Source organism: Acinetobacter sp. AG3, assembly GCF_022343575.1.
GTDB lineage: Bacteria > Pseudomonadota > Gammaproteobacteria > Pseudomonadales > Moraxellaceae > Acinetobacter > Acinetobacter guillouiae.
The window spans coordinates 2,250,081-2,272,401 of the sequence record NZ_JAKQZD010000001.1; the positions used below are offsets into that span (position 1 = coordinate 2,250,081).

Annotated in this window: 23 protein-coding genes; 8 read left to right on the forward strand and 15 right to left on the reverse strand. The window is 34.2% G+C overall.

Annotated features, from left to right (window positions below; genetic code table 11):
• Nucleotides 1-131: 131 nt before the first annotated feature.
• Nucleotides 132-701, reverse strand: a complete 570-nt coding sequence (locus L3V46_RS10415; protein ID WP_239045637.1) for a TetR/AcrR family transcriptional regulator — start codon at nt 699-701, stop codon at nt 132-134.
• Nucleotides 702-1,118: 417 nt separating this feature from the next.
• On the opposite strand from L3V46_RS10415, the gene L3V46_RS10420 reads away from it, so the two are divergent.
• The gene (locus tag L3V46_RS10420; RefSeq protein WP_105712640.1) at nt 1,119-1,457 is read left to right on the forward strand and encodes a hypothetical protein; all 339 of its coding nucleotides are present in this window, start codon (nt 1,119-1,121) and stop codon (nt 1,455-1,457) included.
• Nucleotides 1,458-1,787: 330 nt separating this feature from the next.
• Here the strand turns inward: L3V46_RS10420 and L3V46_RS10425 are convergent, their stop codons facing one another.
• Both L3V46_RS10425 and L3V46_RS10430 read right to left on the reverse strand, forming a co-directional pair.
• Nucleotides 1,788-2,024, reverse strand: a complete 237-nt coding sequence (locus L3V46_RS10425; protein WP_004720475.1) for a VF530 family protein — start codon at nt 2,022-2,024, stop codon at nt 1,788-1,790.
• A gap of 333 nt (nt 2,025-2,357) precedes the next feature.
• The gene (locus tag L3V46_RS10430) at nt 2,358-3,257 is read right to left on the reverse strand and encodes a LysR family transcriptional regulator (protein WP_239045638.1); all 900 of its coding nucleotides are present in this window, start codon (nt 3,255-3,257) and stop codon (nt 2,358-2,360) included.
• A gap of 99 nt (nt 3,258-3,356) precedes the next feature.
• On the opposite strand from L3V46_RS10430, the gene L3V46_RS10435 reads away from it, so the two are divergent.
• Together L3V46_RS10435 and L3V46_RS10440 are read left to right on the forward strand one after the other, a co-directional pair.
• Complete coding sequence (locus L3V46_RS10435; RefSeq protein WP_004821498.1) at nt 3,357-3,797, forward strand: CidA/LrgA family protein; 441 nt, start codon at nt 3,357-3,359, stop codon at nt 3,795-3,797.
• Nucleotides 3,797-4,492 carry an LrgB family protein gene (locus L3V46_RS10440; RefSeq protein WP_004821497.1) on the forward strand — a complete coding sequence of 232 codons (696 nt, stop codon included), beginning with the start codon at nt 3,797-3,799 and terminating at the stop codon, nt 4,490-4,492. The genes L3V46_RS10435 and L3V46_RS10440 overlap by 1 nt, the downstream gene beginning before the upstream one ends.
• 54 nt (nt 4,493-4,546) lie before the next feature.
• On the opposite strand, the gene L3V46_RS10445 is transcribed toward L3V46_RS10440, so the two are convergent.
• Together L3V46_RS10445 and L3V46_RS10450 are read right to left on the reverse strand one after the other, a co-directional pair.
• Nucleotides 4,547-5,710: an MFS transporter gene (locus L3V46_RS10445; protein WP_004821496.1), complete on the reverse strand. Its 1,164-nt coding sequence runs from the start codon at nt 5,708-5,710 to the stop codon at nt 4,547-4,549.
• A gap of 126 nt (nt 5,711-5,836) precedes the next feature.
• Nucleotides 5,837-6,367, reverse strand: a complete 531-nt coding sequence (locus tag L3V46_RS10450) for a hypothetical protein (RefSeq protein WP_239045639.1) — start codon at nt 6,365-6,367, stop codon at nt 5,837-5,839.
• 597 nt (nt 6,368-6,964) lie between these two features.
• Here L3V46_RS10450 and L3V46_RS10455 point away from each other — a divergent pair.
• Entirely contained in the window at nt 6,965-7,204 is a 240-nt protein-coding gene (locus L3V46_RS10455) for a DUF2171 domain-containing protein (protein WP_239045640.1), read from the forward strand.
• Between the two features lie 124 nt (nt 7,205-7,328).
• Here L3V46_RS10455 and L3V46_RS10460 read toward each other — a convergent pair whose 3' ends face one another.
• Nucleotides 7,329-7,808, reverse strand: coding sequence for a hemerythrin domain-containing protein (locus L3V46_RS10460; RefSeq protein ID WP_239045641.1), 480 nt, complete (start codon nt 7,806-7,808; stop codon nt 7,329-7,331).
• A gap of 127 nt (nt 7,809-7,935) precedes the next feature.
• Complete coding sequence (locus L3V46_RS10465) at nt 7,936-8,082, reverse strand: hypothetical protein (RefSeq protein ID WP_239045642.1); 147 nt, start codon at nt 8,080-8,082, stop codon at nt 7,936-7,938.
• Nucleotides 8,083-8,189: 107 nt separating this feature from the next.
• Between L3V46_RS10465 and L3V46_RS10470 the strand changes: the two genes are divergently transcribed.
• Nucleotides 8,190-9,377 (forward strand): benzoate/H(+) symporter BenE family transporter, encoded by a 1,188-nt coding sequence (locus L3V46_RS10470; RefSeq protein ID WP_239045643.1) that lies wholly within the window; start codon nt 8,190-8,192, stop codon nt 9,375-9,377.
• Between the two features lie 101 nt (nt 9,378-9,478).
• Here L3V46_RS10470 and L3V46_RS10475 read toward each other — a convergent pair whose 3' ends face one another.
• The gene (locus tag L3V46_RS10475; protein WP_239045644.1) at nt 9,479-10,249 is read right to left on the reverse strand and encodes an alpha/beta fold hydrolase; all 771 of its coding nucleotides are present in this window, start codon (nt 10,247-10,249) and stop codon (nt 9,479-9,481) included.
• A 347-nt stretch (nt 10,250-10,596) separates the two neighbouring features.
• Between L3V46_RS10475 and L3V46_RS10480 the strand changes: the two genes are divergently transcribed.
• Both L3V46_RS10480 and L3V46_RS10485 read left to right on the forward strand, forming a co-directional pair.
• Nucleotides 10,597-11,802, forward strand: a complete 1,206-nt coding sequence (locus L3V46_RS10480; RefSeq protein WP_239045645.1) for an amino acid aminotransferase — start codon at nt 10,597-10,599, stop codon at nt 11,800-11,802.
• 356 nt (nt 11,803-12,158) lie between these two features.
• Nucleotides 12,159-13,727, forward strand: a complete 1,569-nt coding sequence (locus L3V46_RS10485) for an ATP-binding cassette domain-containing protein (protein WP_239045646.1) — start codon at nt 12,159-12,161, stop codon at nt 13,725-13,727.
• Between the two features lie 107 nt (nt 13,728-13,834).
• Here the strand turns inward: L3V46_RS10485 and L3V46_RS10490 are convergent, their stop codons facing one another.
• The 5 genes from L3V46_RS10490 to L3V46_RS10510 form a co-directional block, all read right to left on the reverse strand.
• Nucleotides 13,835-14,257 (reverse strand): VOC family protein, encoded by a 423-nt coding sequence (locus L3V46_RS10490; protein ID WP_239045647.1) that lies wholly within the window; start codon nt 14,255-14,257, stop codon nt 13,835-13,837.
• 31 nt (nt 14,258-14,288) lie between these two features.
• The gene (locus L3V46_RS10495; RefSeq protein ID WP_239045648.1) at nt 14,289-15,035 is read right to left on the reverse strand and encodes an AraC family transcriptional regulator; all 747 of its coding nucleotides are present in this window, start codon (nt 15,033-15,035) and stop codon (nt 14,289-14,291) included.
• A 166-nt stretch (nt 15,036-15,201) separates the two neighbouring features.
• Complete coding sequence (locus L3V46_RS10500; protein ID WP_239045649.1) at nt 15,202-16,611, reverse strand: beta-lactamase family protein; 1,410 nt, start codon at nt 16,609-16,611, stop codon at nt 15,202-15,204.
• 256 nt (nt 16,612-16,867) lie between these two features.
• A complete protein-coding gene (locus L3V46_RS10505) occupies nt 16,868-17,176 on the reverse strand; it encodes an I78 family peptidase inhibitor (RefSeq protein WP_239045650.1) in 309 nt (102 codons plus the stop codon).
• 157 nt (nt 17,177-17,333) lie between these two features.
• Nucleotides 17,334-18,443 carry an S-(hydroxymethyl)glutathione dehydrogenase/class III alcohol dehydrogenase gene (locus tag L3V46_RS10510; RefSeq protein ID WP_239045651.1) on the reverse strand — a complete coding sequence of 370 codons (1,110 nt, stop codon included), beginning with the start codon at nt 18,441-18,443 and terminating at the stop codon, nt 17,334-17,336.
• Nucleotides 18,444-18,634: 191 nt separating this feature from the next.
• Here L3V46_RS10510 and L3V46_RS10515 point away from each other — a divergent pair, with 191 nt between their 5' ends.
• Complete coding sequence (locus tag L3V46_RS10515) at nt 18,635-20,113, forward strand: phospholipase D family protein (protein ID WP_239045652.1); 1,479 nt, start codon at nt 18,635-18,637, stop codon at nt 20,111-20,113.
• A 48-nt stretch (nt 20,114-20,161) separates the two neighbouring features.
• Here the strand turns inward: L3V46_RS10515 and L3V46_RS10520 are convergent, their stop codons facing one another.
• Both L3V46_RS10520 and L3V46_RS10525 read right to left on the reverse strand, forming a co-directional pair.
• Nucleotides 20,162-20,812 (reverse strand): class I SAM-dependent methyltransferase, encoded by a 651-nt coding sequence (locus L3V46_RS10520; RefSeq protein WP_239045653.1) that lies wholly within the window; start codon nt 20,810-20,812, stop codon nt 20,162-20,164.
• A 79-nt stretch (nt 20,813-20,891) separates the two neighbouring features.
• A complete protein-coding gene (locus L3V46_RS10525; protein WP_239045654.1) occupies nt 20,892-22,289 on the reverse strand; it encodes a PLP-dependent aminotransferase family protein in 1,398 nt (465 codons plus the stop codon).
• Nucleotides 22,290-22,321: the final 32 nt, after the last annotated feature.

Consider the following 22,321-nt stretch of genomic DNA (forward strand, 5'->3'; position numbering starts at 1 on the left):
GTGGAACAAGCTATATCTGTAAATAAGAACTTGAGATAAGTGCTTATTTTGATTTATTTAAATGAGTATTTAATCACTCATTAATTAATTTAAAAAATAAGAATGCTGCACATCCTTACTTTAGTCTTTATCTACATTGAAACTGCATGCCAAAAAGCTTCAAAACCAGACTTCCGATAAAGATCAGCTTGAGAAGGGTCTTGAGCAATAAAGTTGAGTGTGACTTCGGCAAGTGCACCCAAAATCGAACCGATAAACAAGGGTGGATAATCTCTTAATTTGCCGTCATCAATATGTTCTTGAATAGTCCTAGTAAAATCACAAAAAGTTTGCATACCAATGTGTTTACTCTGCTCTGTAATTTGTTCTGAAGTCGACAACTGTGCCATCACTTTACGTTTGAATGGGGCATCTAAACTCCAGTCCAAATAGCTTTGCCAGATATAAAACATTTGGCTTTGTAGGTCTGAGTTGTTCGGATAATTCAGCATTATGACCTGACGCAGTTCGGCCTTTAGCGAAAGGTATAATTGGTTAAGTAATTCCTCTTTATTACTGAAATAAGTAAATAAAGTACCTTCTGCTACACCAGCGACTTTAGCTATTTTTGAAGTAGATGCACGCTCTCCAAGTTCTGCCAATGTTTCAATAGCAGCATTTAAAATTGCATTACGTTTATCTTCACTACGAGGACGGGCCATAGACAAATATATTAATTGAGTGACTACTCAATCATACATAAAAATAGATAAAGCGCAAGATATATATTTTAAAAGGGATGGGCTTTTCAAGATCACAAGCTATAGATGCATCACATAGACAGGGCCACACAGCAAAGTTAGCGCTTTAATTAATAGTCATAATTATAATTTCCGCAACCGATAAGACGCGAGAAATTATTGATCACTGTATGGAATCACGTGAGTCAGGTAATGCTTCTATAGAATAGAACTTTTTTTAAGTCTTTGATCTATATTTTAAAATTTTAATCACGGACAACTTTCCAGAGATATGTGTAATCCTGAATATCTGCTGTTACAGCATGTGTAAATTGCTAGATTATCTCATCAGATTGTTTCAGTATAGATCCAGAAACTCGAATTTACAGGACAATCATCATGATATTGAGATATCGTATATTTTTAAAATATCTTTCTATTTTAGGTTTTGTGGCAAGTTCTGCTGTGATTAGCGTCGCTTTCGGAAGTTCCGAGCAGGCATGGAACAAGCATGATCAGGAAATAAAAGCGGCTTGTATAAAAGCAAGTCAACTTAAAAATGCCAAGACAGTAAGTAATGTCATGCTGTTTGATGATCGTGTTGGATATTCGGCACTCTTGATTCAAGGAAAATATCCGCAAGCACATATGAAAAACAAAATAGGGCAAGAACTGTGTTTATGGAATAAGGCATCGAAGAAAGCTTATTTAACTGAAGCAAATACGAAAGTACATTGAAGCCATCACCATACAAAATCGAGTAGCGATCTGATTTCAGCATAACTTATATTATGTTACTTGGAATACTCAGCAACTTGAATATAATTTTACTGATTCAAGTTGCTGAGCTGTAACAACAACAGCATTGTGTAGCCACAGTCTCTGATATTCTATTTAACTTATGTTCACCTAGAATTTATTTCACAATTAAATTGATTTTTAATAAACAATAAATTTAATTACTTAGCGCACTAAAATAACAATTTATAAAATATTTGGTTCATGAACCTAGCTATGAAGTCTTAAGAATAGACTAAATTTGTCTATGCTGAGTCAGGGTTTTTATAGCTACGATTTCTGTTTGGCTTTTTGGCGTAAGACATACAAATATAAGCTTTCTACTTTTTCACGTGCCCATGGGGTAGTACGTAAGAATCGCAATGATGACTTAACACTTGGATCTATGCAAAAACATCTAATTTCAATTTTACGACTTAAGCCTTCAAAGCCATCGTAGTAATCTAATAATTCATCCAAAATGTCAGCAAGTTTTTTGCCGTGTAGAGGGTCATTGGAGGCGTTCATAATAGATCAACCATATTTTGGGAGGCCATCATTATAACCTGAGCTAATTGAAAAATGAGAGGGTTGGAATTTAAGCGTAATTAACATAGAAAATTACAGCTTATTTTCTAGTTAACTTTTTTCTAAATATAAATTAGTCAAATTCTAATAATTAGGTAGCCATTGCAAACAACATGTGAGTAGACAACTTACCTAATATTTTATTTAACATAATATATATTATGCGAAATTATTATAATTAAACATTTGATATAAATAGTTTTAATATTTATGAAATTCACACCTGAGTCATGCTAATCTCAATTTATTAAGACTTAAAAGCTATCAATCCATCTAGAAATGAATTTTATCTCTATGCATCTCTACAATCGTTAACCAAGCTTTGGTTGCTGGACTCATTGCTACAGTCGTATTCCAAGCCATACTCAATGTCCAATGTAATTTAGGCTCATTAAGGATTGCTGAGCAAAACTTCCCTTGATCTAACTGATCACAATAAATTTTGGGCAATATGGCGAGCCCCATATTAAACTCCACCATTTTGGTGATAAAGTCCCACTGGCTACTTTTACACACCACTTTTGGTTCAAAACCTACAGCATTTGCAGCCTGTATAATCATCTTATTTAATGTAAAAGAATCAGCGTAAAGTAAAAAAGTTTCTTCTTTAAGTTCATGCAAATTTACTGAATCTCTTTGATTCCAATGTGAATTTTTCTTTGCTAATAAACACATCGGTGAATCTATCACAGGAATTGCCGCAAAACTTGGTCTTAAATTACCGAGTAAAATCCCAACATCAATACTTTTATCAGCAATTGCTTCCTCAATACCATTGGCACCAACTTCTAAGAATTTCAATTGAATATTAGGATGATTCTGGTGAAATAAAGCAATTAAAGGGCTAAGTAATACCGAGCCTAATGGTGGTAAGCCTATGGTTAATTTACCTTTTTTTAACTGCTGTACTTGATCAATATTTTCAAATATTTGCTTTTGTTCATTTAAGATATTTAAAGCATGTTGATAAATTAATTCACCAATATAGGTAAGTACAACTTCCCTTTTTCTTCCAGCTTCACCTTTTTTAAACAAAGCTGTGCCAAGTTCTTCTTCTAAATGTTTAATTGATTTACTGAGTGTAGGCTGTGTCATAAACAAACGATCCGCAGCCAAAGTAAAACTTTCGCAATTAACGATTTCTACAAAAATTTTAAGATTTTTAATGTCCATCAATTATTCCAAAAACGCATAATTATGGTTTAATTATTCATAATATGCTGTGATGTTTGCAACTAAAATAACGTATCTTTTTAAAATATCTGCAATAAAATGTCTACGCGCACTCAAAGCCATCAAATTTCATCAATCTATAAAGTCACATTGCAAATTGGGCTTTTAATTTTGATTTGGTGGATTGGTTCAATCATTCAAAAGCAATTTAATTTACCTATTTCGGCAGCTGTGATTGGCTTATTTATGGTTTTGATTGGGCTCATGACAGGTATTTTTAAGTTAAATTGGATTAAATCAGGCTCAGATTTCATTCTAGGTGAATTGGTACTATTTTTTATTCCTTGTTTTATCGGGTTAATGAAATATAAAAACCTATTTATCACTGAGGGTTGGCAACTGATTGTTGTGGTTGTACTGGGCACAATTTGTGTGATGGTATTTACTGCTTATAGTGTGCATATAGGTTTTAAACTAGAGCGGAAATTGAAACAACGTCATGTTCATAAAACCGTACATGTATTACAGGGAGATAAATAATGTCTGCCATTTCAATATTTTGCCTAGTGATCACATTAGTCGCTTATGTGTTGGTCAAAAAGCTTTATCGTAAATTTCCATACTTAATTTTATCTCCAGCAATTTTGGTTCCGATTGTTTTAATCACCATTTTACTGTCAGCACATGTTTCTTATGATGCTTATATGCTTGATAGTCAGTGGATTATATGGATGTTAGGGCCTGCAACTGTTGCCTTTGCAATCCCAATTTTTGAATATCGCCAAATCATTAAAGAACATCTCATTTCAATTTCTATGGGTGTGGTCATTGGTATGCTTGCTGGAATGATCAGTGCATTCTACCTTGCCAAGTTATTTCATTTTGACCAAACAACAACCTATAGTCTAATGGCACGTTCAATCTCCACACCATTTGCAATGGAGTTAACAACCCATATCGGCGGTTCAGTTGAACTGGTGATTTTATTCACCATGATTACTGGGGTGACTGGTATGTTAATTGGTGATTTGGTATTAGGCGGTTTAAGACTGAAATCAAGCTTTGCACAAGGTGCGTCTTTGGGTAATGCGGCACATGGTTTTGGTACAAGTAAAGCTTATATGCGTGATAAAGATGAAGGTGTTATTGCCAGTTTAACCATGGTTTTAGCTGGTATTTTTATGGTATTGGTTGGACCTTTTATTGTACACCTTATTGTTTATTTACTAAATTAACCCGTACAGAATTGATTTGAACGTTCTGAATCTCTTTTCTGCAAAGAGATTCATTTATCTTTGAATCGTTTGTAATGTTTTAGGTAAAAAATTAATCAATAGCAAACCAAGCAATGCTGAAAATCCAGCAATGATAAAAATATATTCTCCTGATAATTTTTCCCAATATTGCCCAGCTAAGATGCTGCCAGATGCAACGCCAAGTCCCCACATGGTACTATATAGCGCTTGCCCTCTGCCCTGTTGTTTGGCTGCAAAGTTCTGCAAAATGACCCGCATTGCAATAATATGAAATAAACCAAAACTAAATGCATGAAAAGTTTGAGAAATAAATTGAATAATGAAACTTTCTGAAAATAAACCTGCCAAAATAAATCGAATACTGGTCATGATTAAACAAAGTGCGACTAAGCTTCGCCATGAAAAACGATTTAGGAAGAAATTTGCATAGTTAAACATGATAATTTCAGCAATCACCCCAACTGACCATAAAAAGCCAATCTGAGTTGTACTGTAACCAGCAAGCTTTAAATAATTACTATAAAAACTATAAAATGGTGCTTGTGCAAAAAGCATAATAAATTCAATGATAAAAAATGAAAAAACCACTGGTCTTTTTAGAATGGGAAGCAATGGGTCTAATATTTTTTGTGCACTCGGTGCAGTGCTGGGTTCCTTAATCGAAAAGGACCAAATAAAAGCTGTAAATGCAATACATAACAACATCATTGGTAAATATTGAATTGCAATAACTTCTAAAATCGCACCGATACTAAATACGCCAATAATAAATCCAATAGAGCCCCATTTTCTAATTTTTCCATACAATGCTGTATGTTGATTACCCAGCCAAAACAGCGTTACACCTTCAAATTGCGCAAGTATGGCATTTTGAAAGAAGCTAAAAATCAGCATCAGAAATGCAATTGATTGCATATTGTTGGGAATGATAAAAATTAAAAACCAGATCGTAGCTTCCATCCAGGTTGCCACACGAACCCACAACATTCGTTTTCCTGTTTTATCTGCGATAAATCCCCAAATAAAAGGTGCAAATATACGGGTTAAAATGGCTATAGACGACAGTAATCCGATTTCTTGATAATTAAATCCTTGATCTTGAAGATATAAGCTCCAATACGGTAAAAAAGTTCCAACTATTGAATAATACCAAAAATAGAATCCACTCAGTCTGTATTGGATTGGCATAGCTTGCATGTCGTTGCATTCACTTGGATTTTCAATATGTTACCACAATTAATGGTTGTAGTGGATTGCTGCCATTTGTTTACTAGTGACAAAAAAATAGCCCTTACATTGAAGGGCTATTTTTTTGAGTATCTGTTAACGAGTTACTCGATCCCAAGCATCTTTTACTGCATGCTTTGCTTCTTCCCATTTTAAACGAGACTCTCTTTTGGTTTTTTCCCATTGAAGCTTAAGATCTGCTTCAACTTCTTCAAACTTTGTTTCATAAGGGTAATTGCTTCTAGAAGTGTACCCTAGCTGATATGCATCACGATAATCACGATCGTAATCTACATTATCATATAAGTTAATCGTGTCTTTATAATAAGGGCGAGTGTTGTAAGTTTCACGCCAATAAACATCTTCATCAGTTGGATTTACAGCTTCAGAAATGCTTTTTCCAGCTAATCCTCCAACAACTGCACCTACTACCCCACCGACTGCAGCACCTACAGGTCCGCCAACAGCTCCAATAGCTGCACCACTTACTGCACCGCCTGCGGCTCCAACACCTGTCCCGATTGGGTGTGCGCCTGGCTCACCGGAAATTGGATCGGCATTCAATTGGTCACGTTGTTCTTTACTGAGATCCTTAACTACTTCGTTATCTATATTAGAATTTGACATATTTAATCCTCTATTTTGATAAAAGTTATTAATTCAATTAATCAATCAACGATAATCATCCTAGATTAAATATTTTTATTTAATATTACTATTTGTTATAGTTTCAAGAAAGGTTTGTACAAAATTAAATTAACCAAATTAAAATAAAATTAGCTCAAAACACCAGCCCTATTGAGTATTATCGTTTTAGAAATTTTTAAATAAATAACATCAAATTACAATACAACATATTAAAACATCACCGTTAATTATTTAAAAATAAAACATTATAAAACAACATCTTACATCAATACTTTCAAACATCTAATTAAGATCAAAAAAAATAAAATAATCAAAAAAACATCAATAAAGCTTATAAATTATAATTACATCACAAAAAAAAATGAATAAAGCATAACAAAATTAATTAATTGAGAACAGAATCACATTATTTTTAATTTTATATATTTATTCAAAAATGACATTTATAAATTAAATAAATCTATAAACCTTACATTATTAACTCAACAAAACTTAAAACTTTAAAATACTTACATCACTAATTTTTTAAATGTCTTAGACTGATATTTCAACTTGAACAATAGATGAGCAAACATTATGAGTAACGTTAATGCAAACGATATTAAAGAACATGCTTCAGTAATTGCTTCATGTGGTACACAGATCGGTAAGGTTGATCATCTTGAGGGACAAGATTCAATTAAATTGACTCGAAGTGATGATGAACATAATGAACATCATCTGATTCCATTAAGTTGGGCGAGTGAAATTAAAGATGGAAACGTAATTTTGAATAAAAATTCAGAAGAAGCAAGAAATGAGTGGCAAACATTATAGCTTTTACCTAAAGTAATTTGATATTTCAAGAATGCCAATCGATACGATTGGCGTTCTTGTCATCAAATCATCAGTTTTCAAATCTGACTTATCTATCTAGCTAAATTTTAAAAAGTTTAAATCATTAATTAACTAAACTTGTTTTGTCTTTATCAATATATTTATCATATTCATGTTGATACTTTTTAGCTAAGCTTAGTTTTTCATCATCTTTTAAAATTTTACCAGATTGCTGGAAAAATTTATGCTCTTCTTCATCTAAATGATGATGTACAAGCTTTCGTAGCTGATTTGCTATACGTAACCAACTCGGATTATTGAATTCTTTTTCAGTAAGTTGCTCAAGTAGCTCATCAATTTCGTGATGCTCAGACAGAGCATGTCTTGTAATATTCAAACCTGCATCTGTCATCATAAGAGGTATGTAAAAATACCTGTCTTCAGCCACTGCATGTGCAAATAATTCATTTTTCAATAATGAGAAATAATGCTTTCTTTCTTCTGAGTTGCCACTGGTTTCAATTAATTTATCAGATAATTCTCTTTGCTTTTCATGACTAAATTTTAAGACATCAAATATGGTGAGTTGCTTACTATGGCTCATACTTTTATCCTATCGAAAAATTTATTTAATATTCAATCTTAGAGGATAAACTCATATTTATTATTGAACTCTTGTTTCAATAGTTTTTTAATTGTAATAACTGTTTATATTGTACGATCTATGAAATTCAAAAAATCATTAAGAAACCTAAATTGAGGGTATTTTTCTTCGCTGCATTCAAAGCACTACTCTCATTGTATTTAGCAATATAAAAACCATTCTTAACTCCTTCACCTTTACCAAAGTTAAGTAAAAAGGCAGAAGATAAAGTCATATTGGCAAACTGGTACCTTAAAAAATATTAAAAGTGTATCTTATGGCAATACCACAATCAAAAATACACTCTACTACTTCTTTTTTTAAATCTTAGGGGTAGAGTTTATGTCTTTTCAACATCATTCTAATGATTTTTTTCCCCCCATTATGGCTGGTTTAATTTCGGTCATTGTTAATTATGGTGGTACCTTTATTTTAATCTTTCAAGCTGCGCAGATGGCTGGTCTTAGCCCTGAACTCACTGCCTCATGGGTCTGGTCTATTTCTATTGGGGTTGGTATCACAGGAATATTATTAAGCTGGTATACCCGAGAACCCATTATCACTGCGTGGTCTACACCTGCCGCTGCATTTTTAATTACGACGCTTGTAACCGTGCCATATTCCGAAGCAATTGGCGCATATTTACTTTCTGCACTGGGATTTGTGATCTTGGGAATTACGGGCTATTTTGAAAAATTGATTGGTCTAATTCCAGCAGGTATTGCATCTGGTCTCTTGGCAGGTATTTTATTGCAATTTGGGATTGCTGCCTTTACCAATATGACAATTGATCCCTTTTTGGCGATTTCATTATTTTTGATTTACCTAATCACCAAACGATTTTCTGCAAGATTTGCCATTATTAGTGTCTTGATTTTTGGCTTTATTTTCTTACTTTTACAATCACGGATTGATTTCTCGGGATTTGAACTAAAATTAGCCTCGCCTATTTTTACCACACCAACTTTTTCTATAAACTCGATACTGAGTGTTGCTTTACCTTTATTTTTAATTACCTTAACAGGACAATATATGCCAGGTTTACTGGTTCTTAAAAATGATGGTTTTCACACCAATGCTAAACCGATTCTTATCGTGACAGGCTTAGGCTCGTTCCTCATGGCTCCGTTTGGTTCACATGCATTTAATCTTGCTGCGATCACTGCTGCAATTTGCACTGGAAAGGAATCCCACGAAGATCCATCAAAACGCTGGATTTCAGGGATTGCCGCAGGTGTGTTTTATATTCTTGTTGGAATTTTTGGTGTAACGTTAGCAGCTGTTTTTGCAGCGTTTCCAGTCGCTTTTATAAGCACTTTAGCAGGACTTGCATTATTAGGTACAATTGCTGGAAGTCTTGCAAATGCGATGAGTGATATTGATGGCCGAGAAGCCTCACTCATTACCTTTCTCGCAACGACGGCCAATATCAGTTTATTTGGTGTTGGGGGTGCATTTTGGGGTTTGGTTTTAGGTCTAATTTCATATCTAGTACTCAATGGAAAATTCAAAACCAACACACTTTCTTGACCATAGTGGACTAAAGAACTGGTAGTGTTTATAAAACAATTATTTATAAACAGCATATTACCTTTAAATATGCTGTTTTAATTTATTCAGAGTCTAAAACCTCATTCTATAAACCCAGAGATCATTTGATTGACTACAGCCGGTTTTTCAGCATGTAACCAATGCCCGACTTGTTCAATGACTTTAACTTGACTATGACTAAACTGGGTTTCGATTGCAGAAAAATGTTCAGCTTTTGAAATATAGGGAGAGTTTCCACCTTTAATAAACAATGCTGGAATAGGATTCACCTGCTGATTTTCCCAGCTTAAAATATCAGCATAATGATTAAATAAAGCTTGGACATTAAACAGCCATTTTCCCTTACTGAATGATTTTAATAAAAATTGAATCACCATTTCTTCTTTTAAATATTGACGCATAATCTCTGTTGCTTCTTTACGAGATTCAATTTGTGCATTTTCAACCGCAAATAAGGCTTTAAAAATTTGATCATGGTGATTTTCTTGATATGCAAAAGGTGTCATATCCAAGACAATCATTTTTTGCATACGATCTTGCGCTAAATCTGCAAGTTTCATTGCAATTTTTCCACCCATAGAATGTCCAATCGCAATAAACTTTTCAATATTTAAATGATCAAGTGTTTGCAAAACATCCTGAGCCATCAATTGATAATTCATTTCATCTGAATGTGCAGAATGGCCATGATTTCGAACATCAATTTGTAATAAGTTGAATTTGCCTTGAAATTCACGTGCAATAATGCCCAAATTACTTAAACTTCCAAATAACCCGTGAATCAATACCAGTGTGACTTTTTGAGTTTCATGGCTATCTTGAGCTTGATCGTATTGATAATTCAGTAACATTAAAAACCATCCAGAATTTAAATATTGCGCTTGCACTATGATGACAAGAAGAGAAATGCAGAACAATAGTTTTATCATTCATTAACAATACTGCGACCTAAAAACAATCAATATCTTAGCTATCTCTCTTTCAATACCGCACTTGATACACTGTTTAAGTTTTATCTTATTTATCCTCTATTTTGTAGAGAATACACATTTGGCTATAAATATAGACAAATGTGCGATGACCTTAATCTAAAGTTGAATAAATAATAAAAAATAAACCTCAATCTACTGTTGAGTCGGGGTTTGAATTACCTATATTATCAGACTTGATTTTTTCGATTGATTTAGGACTTTAGACCATGTTTCAACATGTAGATCCTTATGCAGGTGATCCAATTCTTTCTCTAATGGAAGCCTTTGGTAAGGATGAACGGACACACAAAGTAAATTTAAGTATTGGTCTTTATTATAATGAGGACACAATTGTTCCTCAGTTAGACGCTGTAAAAGCGGCTTTGAAAAATATTGAACCAAGCAATGACAAGGTAAAGCTTTATTTACCGATGGATGGTTCAAAGTCTTATAACGAAGCAACCCAGAAACTGGTTTTAGGTGCAGATAGCCAAGCACGTAAAGATGGTCGTGCAGTGACCATTCAAACCCTAGGTGGTTCTGGTGCACTTAAAGTAGGCGCAGATTTTCTAAAAAAATACTTCCCTGAATCTGATGTTTGGGTGAGCCAACCGACGTGGGAAAACCATATTGCAATTTTTAATGGTGCAGGAATCAATTCACATTTCTACCGTTATTTTGATGCAGCAACCAATGGTGTCAATATTGAAGGCATGTTAGAGGATTTACAGCAAATCCCTGCAAAAGGCATTGTTCTTCTTCACCCTTGTTGCCATAACCCAACAGGCGCAGATTTAACACCTGCTGAATGGGATCGTGTAATTGAAGTATTGAAAGCACGTGATTTAATTCCATTCCTAGATATTGCTTACCAAGGTTTTGGTCAAGGCTTAGAAGAAGATGCTTATGCAATTCGTGCCTTAGACAAGTCAGGATTGAATTTCATTGTCAGTAATTCATTCTCTAAAATTTTCTCACTATATGGTGAGCGTGTTGGTGGCTTAAGCTTTATTTGTGATGACCAAGCAACTGCACAAAAGGTTTTAGGTCAGCTTAAAGCAACTGTACGCCGTATCTACTCAAGCCCTCCAACGACAGGTGCCTTAGTGGTTGATAATGTATTGAATGATGCAACATTAACTGAAAAATGGCATGCAGAACTTAAAGAAATGCGTGAGCGTATCATCCAAATGCGCGAACTATTAAAGGCAAAATTAACTGCTGCTTTACCTAGTCGTAATTTTGATTACCTTACAGAACAACAAGGCATGTTTAGCTATACAGGTTTAACGGCTGAACAAGTGGATATATTAAAAGATCAATATGCCATTTATTTGCTACGTAGTGGCCGTATGTGTGCAGCGGGCTTAAATTTAAAAAATATTGATTATGTAGCAACATCTGTTGCAGAAGTCATTAAAGCAACTGCTTAAATAAATTGATAAGCGTTGATTGGTTCAATCAACTGCCACTTAACTCCCTTTTCATAAGGGAGTTAAGTTTTGAGATGATTCTTTTTTAATGAGCATTTTAAAAACTGAACATTGACATACAGATTTATTCTTATACAATAAGCATTCTTATCCCCTTCTTAAAAGAGTAACGCCAATGAAGTAAGTCATTTTCTCATCATTATTTATTTAATTTTTGATGTGCAAAATAGATTCTACTCAAGGCTATACTTATCTTTTGGTTCTGATACCGTCTTTACGATAAATTAAATAATCTACTGTTATTTAAAGCTTTTATTACATACTATTTTGTGCATCCTCTATATGAGGATCATTGAATGCAACAAGCATGTATTATTTCAAATTTGAGTTTGGCATTCCCCACTCAAACAATGTTTACACAACTAAATTTTGTGCTTTTTTCAGGGCAAACTTCTGCTGTGATTGGTCGTAATGGTTTGGGAAAATCATTACTTTTTAAACTATTACACCTACAACAGCATTCAGATTTAGCCTATTCAGGGCAAATTGCATGGCATATCCAACATGATTATTTAGCACAATTACAACGATTAAATGCGAAAACCATAGCTGAAGCTTTAAATATTGCTCATCTACACAATGCTTTTGAGCGTATTGAAAACAGTAGTGCCAGTTTTGAAGATTATGATTTGGTGGAAAACTGTTGGGATTTACCTCAAAAATGGCAACAAATTTTAAGCAATGCACAACTGCCGCTTGATTTAAATTTTCCCATACAATACTTAAGTGAAGGTCAAAAAACCAAGCTGGCTTTGTGTCGCTTATTTCTAAAGCAAGATCATTATCTACTTTTAGATGAGCCAAGTAATCATTTAGATGCCATGGCAAGAAAATGGTTAATTGAATCGATTCAGGCACATAAGGCGGGAGTTTGTATTATTAGTCATGATCTTCAATTGCTGAATCAAGTGCAGCATATTTATGCTTTAACCGCGCAAGGTTTACAACATGTTTCGGGAAATTATGCTGATTATGTTCAACAGCACCAACAACAAATCCATGCCTTAACTCAGTCTATTCAACAAGAAAAACGTGAATTTAAACAGTTAAAGCAACAACAGCATGATAGTTTAATGAAAGCACAAAAACGTCAACGTAAAGGTGCTCAATTGCGTGACTCGAACTCTCAAGCCAAGATTCTACTGGATTTTAAAAAAGAGCAAGCTGGGCAAAGTTTTGGGAAATTACGTGCACAACAAATTCGCCAAGCTGATGAAACACAGAGCAGTTTACAGGAGAAACAAACAACATTAGAAAAAATTAAACCACAACGATTTGACTTTCATTTTCAATCATCTAAACAAGGTGAAATATTAAGAATTCACGATTTACAATTGCCTTATACCACCACACAGAAAATAAAGTTGTCACTCCAAGCCAGTGAAAAAATCCAGCTTAAAGGTGCAAATGGCGTGGGTAAATCCACCCTATTAAAAATGATTGATCAATCACAAAGTACTGAAATTTTCTTTACCGGGCAAAGTTTATATTTGGATCAAAATTTTAGTTTACTCAATGATGATCTTTCTGTGATCAAGAATTTAGCGAAATTTAATCCAGATATACTGGAGGTTGAATGGCGAAATTTATTAGGTCAACTGCGGATCCGCCGCGAAAAAGCACTCTTAAAATTGGGGCAACTCAGTGGCGGTGAAAAACTTAAAGTAGCATTACTTGGAATAAGTCATCATCATCAAAATATTGATTTATTGTTATTGGATGAGCCTGAAAATCACTTAGACATTGAGTCACGAGAATTACTTGCGCAAGCCATTGAGCAATTTAAAGGTGCTGTCATTCTGGTCTCTCATGATGATTGTTTTGTTAAGCAATCTGGAGTAAATGAAGCATTTTTACTGAGTTAAAAAGTAATACTTCATTCTGATCATTTTGGAAAACTTTCCGCCAATGGTTTATTGCCCATATGGCGGATTTTATTTACCCAAGACGCTAAAATGATGTTATAAGGCATTTATTCAACTTTTTCAGCAAAGCCAAGAATATAGCCATTCAGATCTTTTAAATAGAATTCTTGCATATCATACCATGTTGTTTTTAGTTCAGTGAGCTGAAGATTTTTATGCTTTAGTGCTAAATAAAATTCATTAATACTCTCTATTTCCATATAAAAAGATACTGTTGCTCCAATAGCTAACCCTCTTGAAAAAACAACATCATTTTTAAAGGTATCAGAACGTTGAAACATAAATTCCACGTTATCCCTCTGCACCAGCGCATAAACATATTCTTTATTTTCAAGAAAAGTTTGATCGATTCCATCTTGTGATTCTGGAACCGCCATGATCAGATTAAAGCCTAGGTTTTCTGTGTAAAAAGCCGTTGTTTTTTTAATATCAGTCACTTCAAAGTTTGGAGAAATTTTGCAAATTTTCATTTTTAATTCATCTTTAAATTAAGTTATAGAATTATTGCCTTTCATCCATTTTTGATAATTGTAAAAATCGGTCGTTTTTGTTTTTACTTAACGCTTTGGGCGTTACCCCAGTATATTTTTTAATTTCTTTGATAAAATGCGCTTGATCAAAATAGTCAGAATTTGGATTTAGATTACCATTTGAAATTTCTGGGTAAGTCGCATTGCAACGTACAATACTTAAAAATTCCTTGAATGTAATACCGAAATTGGATTGAAAATATCTATTTATTTGCCTGCTACTCCAAAAAATGCTATTGGAAATTTCAGACACCGATGTAGATTTTTGTTGATACACGATTTCAAATAGTTTTAATTTTCTGCGATCAATGGGCTTTAAGAATTTTATTGAAGCCTCTAAATTGTTCGTTATTTCAGAAACAAATTTATCAAACTCGTCTGAATGATACTCGTCAATTCTCCAAAAAGACTCAGGTAAATTTATCGTCATATCTAAAATAGATTTTATCTGTGTTCTAAATATATACTCAAGGGCTAACAGCTTGAATCTGATCGCAAAGAACTTAGTGTTTTTAGAAATTTGTATGTCTTTTGGTCTTCTCCATATTCCAGTCAGTTTTACTTTTGTTAAATTTCCATCTACGAACTCGATAATTAAGTCAAAGTAACCATCTGGCAAAATGGTATGCTGAACATCTATTCCCATAGTTTCGTAATACCAAAAACACTTCACAAAATTACTCAAAAATCCATTTGGCTCAATTTCCCTATATTTCATTTCAGTATCTCTCTAAAGTGGCATACAACGACAAGAACATGAGTTTCAATTGAGGGGAAAAACTTGTATTTATTATTTCAATCCAGCTATCACAAACTAAAAGTAAACCTCCAATCTACTCAAAATATTTGCAGTGTTAAGTTTCCCCATATGTAAAATCCAAATATTATTTTTGCTTCTCATCTATGAGCTGAAAACATAATTTATCAATGTTTTTCGTTTTTGGATGAAAAGCTGAGAGGTTAGATAGCACAATAACAGCAGTCTTATCCTCAACATTTATTGCCATTGAAGATGAATAGCCATCAGTTCCGCCATTGTGCCAAACCAAATCTTTTCCATTTTGTGATTTCAACAAATGCCAAGCTAAACCGATTTTCATATCTTTGTTCATTTCAAAGGTCGGTGTACGTGTTAAAGTCAATTCGGTATTTTTAGGATCGAATTGTGCGATTGCAAATTTTGCTAAATCCTCTGTGGTTGATAATAGCCCGCCAGCACCAAACAAAACGTCAAAATCCCAATTTGATACGATTTGTCCATCAGGATTTTGCCCTTTTACTAACTTAGTATCTAGATTTTGCGAGTTTACAAATGAGTTTTTCATTGTGTATTTATCAAAAATTCTCTTTTGTAATAATGTTTGAAAGCTTTTTCCTTGTGATACGCCAAGCGTATAGCCTAATAATCCCGCCCCTAAATTGGAATAAACATATTTTTTTTCAGGCTCATTTTCAATTTTCAAATCATCTTTAAGGTATTGTTCAATCTGACTTTTACCATAATCTTTATAGGGGTTACTTTGATTCGATAAATCTAGATTCTCTGGTAAGCGCGGTAAACCAGAAGTATGATTAGCCAAGTCTTTAAAATTCAGTTGAGTGTTATTTTTAAATTTTAAAGATGGATAAAATGGATTGATTTCATCCGTTAATTTAATTTTTCCTTCATCAACAAGCGAAGCTAAAACGGTCGATGTAAAAACTTTGGTAATAGAACCAATTTCAAAAACCTTATTCTGGTTTTCAATCGGTTTGATCTTGCCATCAGTTTTGATAACCCCATAATATTTCACTTTTTGATTTTGAACGACTGCAATAGAAAGTTGCGTATTATTTGGAAAATTTTGGCTATTCGAAAAAATGATGTCTGAGATTTCTTTTGGATAAGCGTTAAGTGCATTCACAGTATTACTACTGTTTATCTCTTTTTGGACTTCATTAGGCTTCATAATAAGTCCCTTGATATGATTTTCTTGATCAAGCGAAATATTGACCGTTAACACCATTTTCTCAAACTTGGTTTTATAACTTTGATAAGTTCCTTGTTGATCGCTGAGAAATTCTTTACTTTCAATTTTTCCTGCCTGAGATTTTAATCCTGAGAAAAATTGCTTTGTCTTTTCAAGCGGCAATGTCTTTTTCATTTCAACAGAAAATTCATCATAAATTTTTTCATACTGATCAGAATTATAGTTGTTTATAAAATTATCCATGGCAATTTTATAGTTTTCATTCTGAGCAAATATTGAATTTGATATCAAAATCGCAAATAGGATTAAAAATAGTCTTTTCATAGGGTTTTAATAATAGCTAATGAATTGAAGTATTGTGCTCTAACGCTACACATCCAAAAGTACAGCTTAAAACATAACAAAAAAACTGCTTTAAGCAAGCATTATCTGTCATTCAGTAGCAAAATATTGTTATTTTAGTCTTTTATAATGATTGTTCTATGTCAAATAGATGAAGCGATTCTGTTAAATTAAACTTTAAAATCATGATTGAATAAATTAGTATTTATTCAATCATATAAGACTTAAATTTGTGTTATTAACCACAAGTCGCTTGGGTAATTTTTTTGGTCGCAGGATCTACAGTTACTGTCACACGTTCAATACGATAATCCATAGTTACCCCTTGATTTGGCGCAACTTTACGTACGATTGATGCCTGTGTAAGCTGCTTAATTTTCGCTTCAGACATATCATTTTGACCAATCAATTGAGTTGCGCGTTCAGCAACACATGTAGTTTGAGTGTTTTGTGCTGTTTGATCTGGCGTTGCATTAGTTTGAAGCGAAGAACATGCTGATACGGTTAAAGCCATGATACCAAGACCTAAAATTGCAACATTTTTCATAAGACGACCTATTTTGATTTTTTGCTTTAAAGTCATAACATAACAAAAAAAGATAAGCTTAAAAAATTAATATATAAAACTCATACATTTATCATGCAAATAAAAACCAGTGATACATGATGTATCACTGGTTCTGGGTGGTGCTCAGTATTTAAGCTTAAAAGTTAATCACTGTACGGATTGATTTACCTTCATGCATTAAATCAAATGCTTCATTAATTTTATCTAAGCCCATTGTATGGGTAACAAAAGGTGCAAGTTGGATATCACCTTTCATCGCATCTTCAACCATACCTGGCAATTGTGTACGGCCTTTTACCCCACCAAATGCGGTTCCTTTCCATGTACGACCAGTCACAAGCTGGAACGGACGGGTAGAAATTTCTTGACCTGCACCTGCTACACCAATGATGACTGATTGTCCCCACCCACGATGAGCACATTCAAGCGCTGAGCGCATCACATTGACATTGCCGATACATTCAAATGAATGGTCTACACCCCAACCTGTCATTTCAACAATCACTTCTTGAACAGGTTTGTCATAGTCTTTTGGATTAACGAAATCAGTCGCACCAAAATCTTCTGCCAACTTAAATTTTTCAGGATTGGTATCAACAACAATGATACGACCTGCTTTCGCTTGGCGCGCACCTTGTACAACAGCCAGACCAATACCACCTAAACCAAATACAGCAACTGAATCGCCTTCTTGTACTTTTGCTGTGTTATGGACTGCACCAATCCCTGTCGTTACACCACAACCCAGCAAACAGACATGTTCAGGATTTGCTTCTGGGTTAATTTTAGCCAATGATACTTCAGCAACGACAGTATATTCACTAAAAGTTGAACACCCCATATAGTGGTAAATAGGTTCACCATTATAAGAAAAACGTGTCGTTCCATCAGGCATAACCCCTTTACCTTGTGTAGCACGAACGGCTGTACACAGGTTGGTTTTGCCTGATTTACAGAATAAGCATTCGCCACATTCTGCAGTATATAAAGGAATCACATGATCCCCAGGTTTTACTGAAGTTACACCTTCACCAACTTCGACAACAATACCAGCCCCTTCATGGCCTAAAACCGCTGGAAATACGCCTTCTGGATCATCACCTGATAAAGTAAATGCATCTGTATGACAAACCCCTGTATGGGTAATTTTAACAAGGACTTCGCCTTTTTGTGGAGGAGCAACATCAATTTCCACAATTTCTAAAGGTTTTCCTGGACCAAATGCAACAGCAGCACGTGATTTCATAGCTAAATATCCTAATAGGTTTGTGTTTTAACAGTTGGACTACAGTAACCTTTTTCTCTTTACAGATTCAACCATTAACTTGATGATATGATTTAGTAAAATTTAAAGTACTCATTGAAAGAATGAATCATTCAAAGACTTCACTTGCCTTCGTTATTTTGGCTTTTTCAATCACTGGATGTAGTTTACCTATGAATCAACCAGAACAAGAACAACAAGTTAAAGTATATGCAGAGCATTGGATCAATGAGCCTCAAGCAAAACAGATGCTTACTCAAGGTCTCACTGCATATTTAGCCATGAATGATGCTTTCCAAAGTATCGCGTCACGTATCCATCTGATTCGGAAAGCCAAATATACACTTGATTTACAATACTATATTTGGGCAGATGATTTTATTGGCAATTTAATGCTACACGAATTGCTTAAAGCTGCTGACCGCGGTGTAAAAGTACGCTTATTAATCGATGATCAAAACGGAACAAAAATAGATCGGCAATTAAGTGCATTGCTGACACATCCAAACATTTCGATCAAATTATACAATCCTTATAAATTCCGACACTTTCGTGTAATGGATTATATTTTTAGAATGAACAGAATCAACCATCGAATGCACAATAAATTAATTATTGCTGATGGTGCAATTGCTGTGACAGGCGGACGAAATATCAGCAGTGAATATTTTGATGCCAGTGAATCTTTCCAATTTACCGATATGGATATTTTATTTTTTGGTAAAGCGGTCAATCGTGCAAATGAAGTTTTTACCGACTTTTGGAATTTTCAATTAAGCTATCCGATTGATCAATTTATTGATAAAGGTTCTGAACACGATTTATTAACTTTGCGAAAAAGCTTTGAACGACTTGAACAAGCTGAACATACGACAGATGAAAAAGTAAATCTTGAGCAGAAAGAACTCGCCAATGAGCTTAATCAAAATAAAATCAATTGGGCTTATGCCGATTTTCTGGCAGATTCTCCAAAGAAAAGTTTAGGACAAGCACACAGTAATGAATTAATTTCACACCAAATTCACCAACATTTGGGTGATCCCAAACAAGAAATGGATTTGATTGCCGCTTATTTTGTTCCTACAAAAAATGGGACGGATTTCATCAACCAATTCCCTAAACAAAATGTCAAAGTCAGAATTTTAACCAACTCCTTTATGGCAAATGATGTTGCGCTTGTCCATGCGTTCTATCAAAAGTATCGAGTTGACCTGCTTAAAGGAGGCGCAAAACTTTATGAATTTAAACCTTATATAGAACGCAATCGCCGCACTTGGTATGAGGTCCTTACAGGAAATATCATTCCGAAAAAAGGCAAAAATAAATCCAGTTTGCATGCAAAATTTATCAATATTGATGACAAAGTCTTTATTGGTTCATTTAACCTTGATCCAAGATCATTCAATATCAATACCGAAGTTGGACTGGTTGTTCAATCAGATCCTTTACAAGAGCAAATTTCAAATCTATTGGATCAAACCCTATTTAGGGTTGCTTATGAGTTAAAACTTAATCCGCAAGGTGAACTGATCTGGCTAGATCATCGTGCGGATGGCAAAGTGATTGAATATAAAGTTGACCCTGAAACAACACGATTCCAACGATTTGTCATGTATAGCGTCTCATATTTACCACTTGAATGGATGATGTAATTTTATTGTAATGACAACGTATATACCAAACGTATTAAAAATTTACTGCTACAAATAACACTCAAACAGACAGAGCCCTTTGATCTCTTTAACCAGTTCTATGTCAGTAAAGCCTGCATATTTTAAGCTTTGAAAATGTTCATGTTTCGACATATACAAGTCATTATTGCTCATCGCATCTGATGCAAAAATATGGTCACAGACCAAATACAGAGCATCACGTTTTAATAATGTCTTTACTTGTTGATGAAATTGATTTGCATAGTTTTTATGGCGTAACTCATGTAAAGCTTGATGAATAATAATGGCATCATACTGTCCAAGCTGATCGCGCCAATCTTCATTTTTAAAATCAGCAATCAGATATTGCACTCTGTCTAACTCAGAAGAAAGTAGCTTACTTTTAGAAAGCTCATGCATTGCATCAGAGAAATCTAGCGCAGTATATTCAATATCAGCACACTGGGTAAGTAAATGTTTGGCAAAAAAACCAGGACCTGAACCTATTTCTAAAATATTGAACTGCACGTTTTGATCAGTTTGATAGTGTTTCTCTTTGGCTGCTTTTTGAATTAAATTCACATAATAGTCAAAAAACTCATAACGCCATGGGCGTTTTTCATTGGCTTCATTAGCCCATTGCAAAGCATCTTGCGGATTTTTTAAATCAATTGGACTTGGTACATCCTGAACACTCATTATAATTATTCCACTGAAATCAATATAAATTTGCTTACTATTTACCCATATTTTAAAGCAATAAGGAAAAGGATTTTCGCTAACTTTGTAAGTTATTTATTTTTAACTGCTGAATTGACATCGCCAAAATATCAAAGACTTTTTTATCCACGCATTGTGCAACATTAAAGCGCATAAATTGCCCTGCATTTTCAGCTTGGCTAAAAGAATTACCCGGCGCAAGAATTACGCCCTGTTTAAGACATAATTTTGATAATTCCGCTGCCTGTATACCATCTGGCAATTTGCACCATAAAAAAATCCCTGCTGTTGGCACAATCCACGGTTTTATACCGAGTTGCCCCAACTTTTGCATCATTTCATTGCTGACTTTAAGCAAATGTTTCTTTAACCAATCTAAATGTTTAGGATAACTGCTGTCCATTAAAGCCTGATAAATAATTTCTGCATTTAAATGACTATTGCTAAAGTTGGTTGCAATTCTTAAATCGATCAATTGATCAATCAGTTCTGATTCTGCAATGATATAACCGCAACGAATTGCAGCTGATAGAGTTTTGGTAAAACTGCCAATCTGAATGACATGCTTAAAACCTGCTAATGAAGCATAACGTGGTGCTGGTGTATATTCAAAATCAGCAAAAATTTCATCTTCAATAATCAATAAATCAGTTTTCTCAACCAGCTTGGAAATTTGATAAACCGTTTGTAGCGAAATCGTGGCTCCTGTTGGGTTATGAATCCCTGAATTGGTTAAATAGATTTTTGGCTTTAAATTCAGTGCTTGTTCAAATTTCTCTACATCTGGTCCAGTTTCTGTAAATGGAATTGGAACGGCTTTTAAATGATGTGCCTTAATCAAGGCGCGGAAATTAAAATAGCAAGGATCATCAATCAAAATCACATCACCAGGGCTAAGCAAATGTCTAAAAATTAAATCAATGGACTGGGTTGCTGAGTCAGTAATAAGCATCTGATTCAATTTAAATTTTAAATCATACAGTTCTTTTTTTCTGGCAATAAATTTACGTAACTCCAAATGTCCATGCGGTGTTGCATAATCAGTAAGCATGATGATTTCAGATTTGGCAGCTTGTTTTAACGCTTTACGGATCGATTGCTCAGGCATCCAAGCGGTCGGTAACCAGCCACAACCCGGTTTTAGCACATCCGTCTTCGCCTCTAATGACTGCCTTGAAATCCATAAGGGATCTATTTCACGTTGATACTGTATTTCAGTATCAATCATTTGCATCGGTTCGGCTTTACCTAATACATAGTAACCAGAACCAAGACGAGATTCTAAAACACCTTCCGCAACTAATCTGGCATAGGCTTCAACGATCGTTGAAACAGAACAATTTGTTTGTGTAGCAAACTGACGGACTGAAGGTAAGCGTGAACCTGCAATCAAACTTTTATTCGAAATTTGATTTTTAATCATCAGCACTGTTTGTTCAATTTTAGTTTTTGCCATTTAAAAGCCACATATTTTAAAGATAAGAAATC

Bases quoted from the DNA above. Each gene is read 5' to 3' on its own strand.
- L3V46_RS10490 (WP_239045647.1), bottom strand. From the start codon at position 14,257: ATGAAAATTTGCAAAATTTCTCCAAACTTTGAAGTGACTGATATTAAA.
- L3V46_RS10470 (WP_239045643.1), top strand. From the start codon at position 8,190: ATGTCTTTTCAACATCATTCTAATGATTTTTTTCCCCCCATTATGGCT.
- L3V46_RS10440 (WP_004821497.1), top strand. From the start codon at position 3,797: ATGTCTGCCATTTCAATATTTTGCCTAGTGATCACATTAGTCGCTTAT.
- L3V46_RS10500 (WP_239045649.1), bottom strand. From the start codon at position 16,611: ATGAAAAGACTATTTTTAATCCTATTTGCGATTTTGATATCAAATTCA.
- L3V46_RS10445 (WP_004821496.1), bottom strand. From the start codon at position 5,710: ATGCAAGCTATGCCAATCCAATACAGACTGAGTGGATTCTATTTTTGG.
- L3V46_RS10495 (WP_239045648.1), bottom strand. From the start codon at position 15,035: ATGAAATATAGGGAAATTGAGCCAAATGGATTTTTGAGTAATTTTGTG.
- L3V46_RS10450 (WP_239045639.1), bottom strand. From the start codon at position 6,367: ATGTCAAATTCTAATATAGATAACGAAGTAGTTAAGGATCTCAGTAAA.
- L3V46_RS10485 (WP_239045646.1), top strand. From the start codon at position 12,159: ATGCAACAAGCATGTATTATTTCAAATTTGAGTTTGGCATTCCCCACT.
- L3V46_RS10475 (WP_239045644.1), bottom strand. From the start codon at position 10,249: ATGTTACTGAATTATCAATACGATCAAGCTCAAGATAGCCATGAAACT.
- L3V46_RS10525 (WP_239045654.1), bottom strand. From the start codon at position 22,289: ATGGCAAAAACTAAAATTGAACAAACAGTGCTGATGATTAAAAATCAA.
- L3V46_RS10420 (WP_105712640.1), top strand. From the start codon at position 1,119: ATGATATTGAGATATCGTATATTTTTAAAATATCTTTCTATTTTAGGT.
- L3V46_RS10430 (WP_239045638.1), bottom strand. From the start codon at position 3,257: ATGGACATTAAAAATCTTAAAATTTTTGTAGAAATCGTTAATTGCGAA.
- L3V46_RS10480 (WP_239045645.1), top strand. From the start codon at position 10,597: ATGTTTCAACATGTAGATCCTTATGCAGGTGATCCAATTCTTTCTCTA.
- L3V46_RS10425 (WP_004720475.1), bottom strand. From the start codon at position 2,024: ATGAACGCCTCCAATGACCCTCTACACGGCAAAAAACTTGCTGACATT.
- L3V46_RS10415 (WP_239045637.1), bottom strand. From the start codon at position 701: ATGGCCCGTCCTCGTAGTGAAGATAAACGTAATGCAATTTTAAATGCT.
- L3V46_RS10505 (WP_239045650.1), bottom strand. From the start codon at position 17,176: ATGAAAAATGTTGCAATTTTAGGTCTTGGTATCATGGCTTTAACCGTA.
- L3V46_RS10465 (WP_239045642.1), bottom strand. From the start codon at position 8,082: ATGACTTTATCTTCTGCCTTTTTACTTAACTTTGGTAAAGGTGAAGGA.
- L3V46_RS10460 (WP_239045641.1), bottom strand. From the start codon at position 7,808: ATGAGCCATAGTAAGCAACTCACCATATTTGATGTCTTAAAATTTAGT.
- L3V46_RS10510 (WP_239045651.1), bottom strand. From the start codon at position 18,443: ATGAAATCACGTGCTGCTGTTGCATTTGGTCCAGGAAAACCTTTAGAA.
- L3V46_RS10515 (WP_239045652.1), top strand. From the start codon at position 18,635: ATGAATCAACCAGAACAAGAACAACAAGTTAAAGTATATGCAGAGCAT.
- L3V46_RS10435 (WP_004821498.1), top strand. From the start codon at position 3,357: ATGTCTACGCGCACTCAAAGCCATCAAATTTCATCAATCTATAAAGTC.
- L3V46_RS10520 (WP_239045653.1), bottom strand. From the start codon at position 20,812: ATGAGTGTTCAGGATGTACCAAGTCCAATTGATTTAAAAAATCCGCAA.
- L3V46_RS10455 (WP_239045640.1), top strand. From the start codon at position 6,965: ATGAGTAACGTTAATGCAAACGATATTAAAGAACATGCTTCAGTAATT.